This is a genomic window from Sphingopyxis granuli NBRC 100800, assembly GCF_001591045.1.
Lineage (GTDB): Bacteria > Pseudomonadota > Alphaproteobacteria > Sphingomonadales > Sphingomonadaceae > Sphingopyxis > Sphingopyxis granuli.
The window spans coordinates 23,901-29,916 of sequence record NZ_BCUA01000048.1 but is presented as its reverse complement, the minus strand read 5'-3'; the positions used below and the strand labels follow the sequence as shown (position 1 = coordinate 29,916).

Below are 6,016 nucleotides of genomic sequence, written 5' to 3'. Positions count from 1 at the left end.
CGATGCTCTGACAATCACGGAAAAGCTGGTACGGGTGGCCGGACTCGAACCGGCATTCTGTTGCCAGAGGCGGATTTTGAATCCGCTGCGTCTACCAATTCCGCCACACCCGCACGGCGACCGCCCGGCGGGCCGATCGACAGATTCGCCCCTATAAGGATGCGCGCGGGGGATGACCATAGCCTATCGTCGGCTTCGCGACGCCTCGGCCGGCGCGCCGTGTCTCCCTATTTCTTGAGCTCGCGCGCCAGCGTCTTTTCGGTCGCCTTGCCATAGGGCGGCTTGAAACCCGCCAGCCCCGCGACGTCGAATTTGGGCTGACGATAGACGGCGCGCGCGTGGCTGAAGGTGCGGAAGCCGTCGACCCCGTGGTAATTGCCCATACCCGACGGTCCGACCCCGCCGAAGGGCAGATCCTCCATCGCGTTGTGGAACAGCACGTCGTTGACGGTGACGCCGCCCGAGATGGTGCGGGTAAGCACGCGCTCCTCCTCGCTTCGGTCCTGGCCGAAATAATAGAGGCCGAGCGGACGGTCGTGCGCATTCACATAGTCGATGGCATCGTCGATCGTTCGATAGGTGCGCACCGGCAGGATCGGACCGAAAATCTCTTCCTGCATCACCTTCATCTCGTCGGTCGCGCCGCGGACGATGTGGAGCGGCATCTTGTGGCCGTTCGAACTGGCGAAATCCTCGTTCCCAGGATTGACCTCGATCACCTCGGCGCCCTTGTCGCGCGCATCGGCAAGGTAGGATTGCAGCCGGTCGTAATTGCGCGTGTTGACGACCGAGGTGTAGTCGTCGTTGGCGAGCAGGGTCGGATAGAGCGCGGCCGCCCCCTTGGCGACGCCGTCGATCACCGCCGCCTCCTGATCGTCGGGAACAAGCAGATAGTCGGGCGCGAGGCAGATCTGTCCGGCGTTCATCAGCTTGCCCATCGCGACGCGCTGTCCCGCCAGGTCCTTGTTCGCGCTGCGCCCGATGAAGGTCGGCGACTTGCCCCCGAGTTCGAGCGTCACCGGCACCAGATTTTCGGCGGCGGCGCGCATGATGTGCCGTCCGACGCTCGTCGCGCCGGTGAAGATCAGATGGTCGAAGGCGAGCTTCGAGAAGGCGATGCCGACCTCCGCATCGCCGGTGAACACCGCCATCTCGCTTTCGTCGAAATAGTCGGGAACGAGCCGCGCCATCAGCGTCGAGACATTCTCGGTGAACTCGCTCGGCTTGATCATCGCGCGATTGCCCGCGGCGAGGATGCCGGCCATCGGCACGAACACCATGCCGATCGGGAAGTTCCACGGGCTCACGACGCCGACGACGCCCTTGGGCTGGTACATGACCTCGGCCTTCGCGCCGAGCAGGCCGAGCGGGAAGGTCGGCTTGCGCTTCTCCCCCCTCGCCCAGTTCGCGAGATGCTTCTTCGCATGCTTGAGCGCGCTGACCGAGGGCATGATGTCGGTCATCAGCGTCTGCTCGCGGCTGCGATGGCCGAAATCCTCGCTGACCGCCTTGGCGAAATCTTCCGCATGATCGACGAGCAGCGCGATGGCGCGATCGATGCGGTCGCGGCGCACCGCGAGGCTTTCGGGCATGGCGGCGGTGAAGCTCGCCTTCTGCGCGGCAAGGACCTGCTGCATGCGGGCGGCTTCCCCGGCGATATCCTGCTTGATGGCGGTGGCCATGACCGTCTCCCCTATGACTTGCGGCCGGCAATTGACCATGCCGCGCGGCGGGTTGCAAGATGAAACCCGCCTGACGCGCGCGCAACTGGGCGGAAGGCCGGAAAACCGTGCAACTTCACACTGGAACGAGAAACGCTGGCGCCTTATTCGAGCGACGGGGGACGAAAAGCCCTACAAGCAGGGTACGAAACTGTGCCCTTTTACGACTTTAAGCCGATGGGCCGCCGCGTAGGACAGGAGCACACCGAAGCGTGGAAAGCATGCAAGAATAACGCAGCGAACGATTGTAGGTCAGCGGTTTTCGGCAAAAACCACGGGGGCCACCGCCCTCCTCCCCTCGCCGGCAGGCGGACGCAGGAGAGGAGGATTGCTCATCATGCCCCTCCCTACCAGCCGAACGTGATACCGGCGCGCGCGCCCGTCGATCCTCCGACGGTCGATCCGGCGATGCCACTCGATACCCAGACACGCTCGCTGATACGGGCCACCAGAGACCCTGAAAATCCCTGCTGCCCGCGGAAAGTCGCCAGATTGAACGACAGGGCGAAGTCGACATCGGCGGGCATCACCGTTCCGCCCAACGCCATGGCCGTGGCAATCCCGCCGTCAGCACGGCGTGTCGCGCGGTTCAGGGCGCTGCCGATCGCGTTAACGCCGCTTTCGATCGCATCGAGCCTGTTTCCCAAATTCTGGAGAGCGTTGACGTCGAGATCGAGCGTCGCAAGATTGCCCGCGATGTCGGACGTCACGAGACTGACCGCGCCCTGCTGGGCGGCACGACTGGCGTCCGACGCGATGCCCGCCAGCTTGTATGTCGAGCGCGCGCTACCCAGCGCCACCTGATTGGCGCGCCCGGCCACCGCATCGGGGCCGATGGCGACCGCGCCGTCACCGGTGGCGCTTGCACCATTGCCCAGCGCAACCGCGCCGGCGCCATAGGCCTGATTGGCATTGCCAAGAGCAATGGCGCCGATACCCGTCGCGACATTGTCTTCGCCGATGGCAACCGCGCCGGTTCCGGTTGCGACATTGGGGTCGCCAATGGCAACGGCCCCATTGCCAGAGGCGATATTGCCGAAGCCGATCGACACCGCGTTGCCGTCCGTAGCCTGAGCGCCGCCACCGATGGCAACCGCATTGGGACCACTGGCGACCGGTGCGTCGCCCTCACCGCTGATGGCGATATGCTCGGTCCGGGCAAGCGAGACGCGGGCCTCCTGTGCCGCGCTGCGTGCATCCTCAGCCGCAGCGGTTGCCTCGACCGTAGCGGTGCGGGCACCTGCCGCCGCATTCACGGCATCCGCTGCGGCGGTCGTTGCGCCCGCAGCGGCCAAATTGGCCGACTGCGCGGCATCCCGCGCTGCAGAGGTTGCCGCGACGCTCGACTGAACCGCCGCACCCGCCTGATCTTCCAGCGTAGCGACACGCCCTTCCAGTCCCGCCACGGCCTGGTTGGTGTCATAAAGCTGGGCGCCCGTCACGGCGTCGCTGCTGTTTTCATCGATTGCGCCCGCTCCAACGCGGGTGATGACGCGAGTCTGCGACGCGTTGCCGACCGACAGCGTGTTCGCCGTATCCGCCAGCGATCCGGCGCCGAATGCGATAGCGCCTGCAGCAGACGCCGAAGCGCCCTTGCCGATCGCTATGGCGTCGTCGGCGCTCGCCGAAGCATCTGTCCCGATGGCGATGGCATCATTCGCACTCTCGTCTTCAACCGCAGCCGCGGCTGCGAACAGGATCGGGCCCGTCGGAATCGAAAGGATATCGAAGCTCCGGCCACCCGTGCGTGCACCCGATCCGATAGCGATGGATGTCTTGCCTGCCGCATCCGCCTTGCCCCCGAGGGCGAGCGCCTGCTCCCCCGACGCCGCCGAAGAGGCGCCGATGGCAACGGCTTGCGTTCCCTGCGATGACGCATTGCCCCCCATCGCGAGCGATGTGTCGCCGGACGCATTCGATCCGTTGCCAAGCGCGAGCGTGCCAAGGCCAGCGACGACACCTGACGGAATGCTGGTTTCCAGTTGGGAAACGCGCTGGGACACGGCATCGAGTTGCCCCAAATTGACCGCGTCGGTTCCGCTTTGCCCGGCGGCGACATGAACGATGCGTCCGGGGGCATCAATCGAACCGACCGAAAGCGCGCCCGCGACGTCTCCGACTGCTCCGAAACCGATGGCCGTGGAACCGGTCGCGATGGCGATGGCGTTGACGCCGAACGCACTGCTGTAGTCGCCCGACGCGCGAACACCGCTGCCTACCGCGACGGCGCTTATACCCATTGCCGCTGCGGTTTCGTCGGTGTCGACGTTCAGATAATCGGGGGACAGGAAGTTGCCGTCGCCGTTCCGGTCGTACCAGCCAGCCAGCGCCAGGCCGCCGGCGGCGCTCACGCCGGTGGCGGCATTCAGGCCCAGCGCGGTGCTGTAGTCGCCCAGCGCGGTGCTGTAGGTGCCGATGGCATGGCTGAATGTACCGGATGCGCCATTGCCGTAACCGAAAGCGGAGCTTACTATGCCGCTCACGGTGTTTGCGATGCCCAATGCGGTGCTTCCGGTGGCGGAGCTGTGATTGCCGATACCGGCCGCGACCGAGACGGCCGCGCCGTCCGCGACATTCTGCATCCCCATCGCCACATTCGTTTGTCCGAGCGCCTCATTGGCGGCGCCTATGGCGACGCCGTTCGAGCCATCCGCCAGATTGGCCGTCCCAACCGCGATGGCGCGCTGACCGCTGGCCGTGTTCGACACGCCGACGGCGACAGCGCCTTCGCCCATCGCCACCGACAGATCGCCGGTGGCGAAGCTCGCCTCTGGATCGACCGGCGTGGGAGTCGGGGTTGGGGTTGGGGTTGGGGTCGGGGCTGGGGTCGGGGTTGGGGTTGGGGTTGGGGTCGGGGTTGGGGTCGGGGTTGGGGTCGGGGTTGGGGTCGGTTGTGGAGGATCGGCGGGGCAAAAGCCGGTGAAACTGATCAAACCACCCGGACACAAAGTATAGCCCGGATCGTCCGCAAGGGCCGCCGAAGGCGACAGGGCGAACAGGAAGCCGGCGGCCCCCAGGACGCTTCCCGGCCATATGAAACGATCCCGGCGGACCAGACGCAGCCGACGTTCCGCGCGTGCGGCAGCGCTGACTTTGTGAAACTCATTCGACAATCGCCCCATCTCTACCTCCTTGGTCAGACCGGGCGCGTCGGGCCCCGGCCGCAGATCAAATCGGTCGCCTGCATAGACGCGGCGGATGCCCGGCCGTTAGTGCGGCTGTTCCAGCCTTCGGCCGCTTGTCTCGATGAAGCGAATCCCGGCCAGTTGAACGCCATCGAGAGATACGCTAGAAAAAAGGGGGGGCGAATATGGAGAAAAAACGCAATTTGAGCGCTCAACGGGCGGCGCGTTTCTTTTCGGTCAATACGAACGGTGTCGCTCCGGACGATGCATTCGAATTCTGGCGATCGCATTTCCCCGAGGTGGATCTGGCGCCGATGCCGCTGCTCGATCACAGCCACTATGGCGCGGGCGTCATCGGCTGCGAGGGAGACGACGGGATCGGCTTTTCCGAAACGGTCTGCGCTCCCACTAAAGCCCGGTTTACCGAAGTAGACGAGCGGGACATGTGCCTGGCGCTGGTCAGCGGCGGCGCGATCGAGGTGACCGACCGCGGCGACGGCCGGACCCTTTTTTCACACGCGTCCGGCATCGCCCTGTTCGACGCGCAGCGCGCACGCACGGCGAATTCGCCCGCCGGTTATCGCGCTTTCTATATCTCGTTGCCTCGCGCGTTGGTGCACCGGGCAACCGGCCTGTCCTCCTTGCGGGGAGACGACCCCCTGATGCGCCTTCCCGATACGCCGCTGGCGCGAATGATTGCGATCGACCTGCGGGCGATAGCGCAACTCGGCCCGAAGATGGACGCCGCGGCATCGGGTGCGGCCATGGATTCGCTCGGGTTGTTGGTCCGCGCCTATCTTGCACAATGCGGCGAGCGGTTCGGGGTGAACCGGCCCATGGCCGACCGATCGCTGTTCGCCGCCGCCTGCCGCTTTATCGATCAGCATCGCGCTGATACGCGCCTGACGGTCGGCGCGGTCGCGCAGGCGCTTCATTGCTCGCGCGCCCGCCTCTATCGCCTGTTCGATCGGCGCGGAGTGGCCGTAGCGGAATATATTCGCGATGTCCGGCTGAACGGTGCGCGCCAGTTGCTGCGCGACCTGAGCCTGGACATCGGCGAGGTCGCCCTGCAAAGCGGCTACGAAGACCCGTCCGCCTTCACCAAAGCCTTTCGCCGCCGCTTCGGCATGACTCCACGCGACTGGCGGTCGTCGCTCGGCTGAAGACGGA

General features: G+C 65.7%; 3 protein-coding genes and 1 tRNA gene. 1 reads left to right on the top strand and 3 read right to left on the bottom strand.

What is annotated here, in order from left to right:
- Positions 1-26: 26 nt before the first annotated feature.
- The 3 genes from SGR02S_RS12220 to SGR02S_RS12210 form a co-directional block, all read right to left on the bottom strand.
- Positions 27-113: transfer RNA gene (locus SGR02S_RS12220), tRNA-Leu, on the bottom strand.
- 114 nt (positions 114-227) lie between these two features.
- A complete protein-coding gene (locus tag SGR02S_RS12215; protein WP_067110038.1) occupies positions 228-1,682 on the bottom strand; it encodes a coniferyl aldehyde dehydrogenase in 1,455 nt (484 codons plus the stop codon).
- Positions 1,683-2,068: 386 nt separating this feature from the next.
- Entirely contained in the window at positions 2,069-4,456 is a 2,388-nt protein-coding gene (locus tag SGR02S_RS12210) for a YadA-like family protein (protein WP_067110035.1), read from the bottom strand.
- A 575-nt stretch (positions 4,457-5,031) separates the two neighbouring features.
- On the opposite strand from SGR02S_RS12210, the gene SGR02S_RS12205 reads away from it, so the two are divergent.
- On the top strand, positions 5,032-6,009 hold the full coding sequence (locus SGR02S_RS12205) for a helix-turn-helix transcriptional regulator (RefSeq protein WP_067110032.1): 978 nt from the start codon (positions 5,032-5,034) through the stop codon (positions 6,007-6,009).
- Positions 6,010-6,016: the final 7 nt, after the last annotated feature.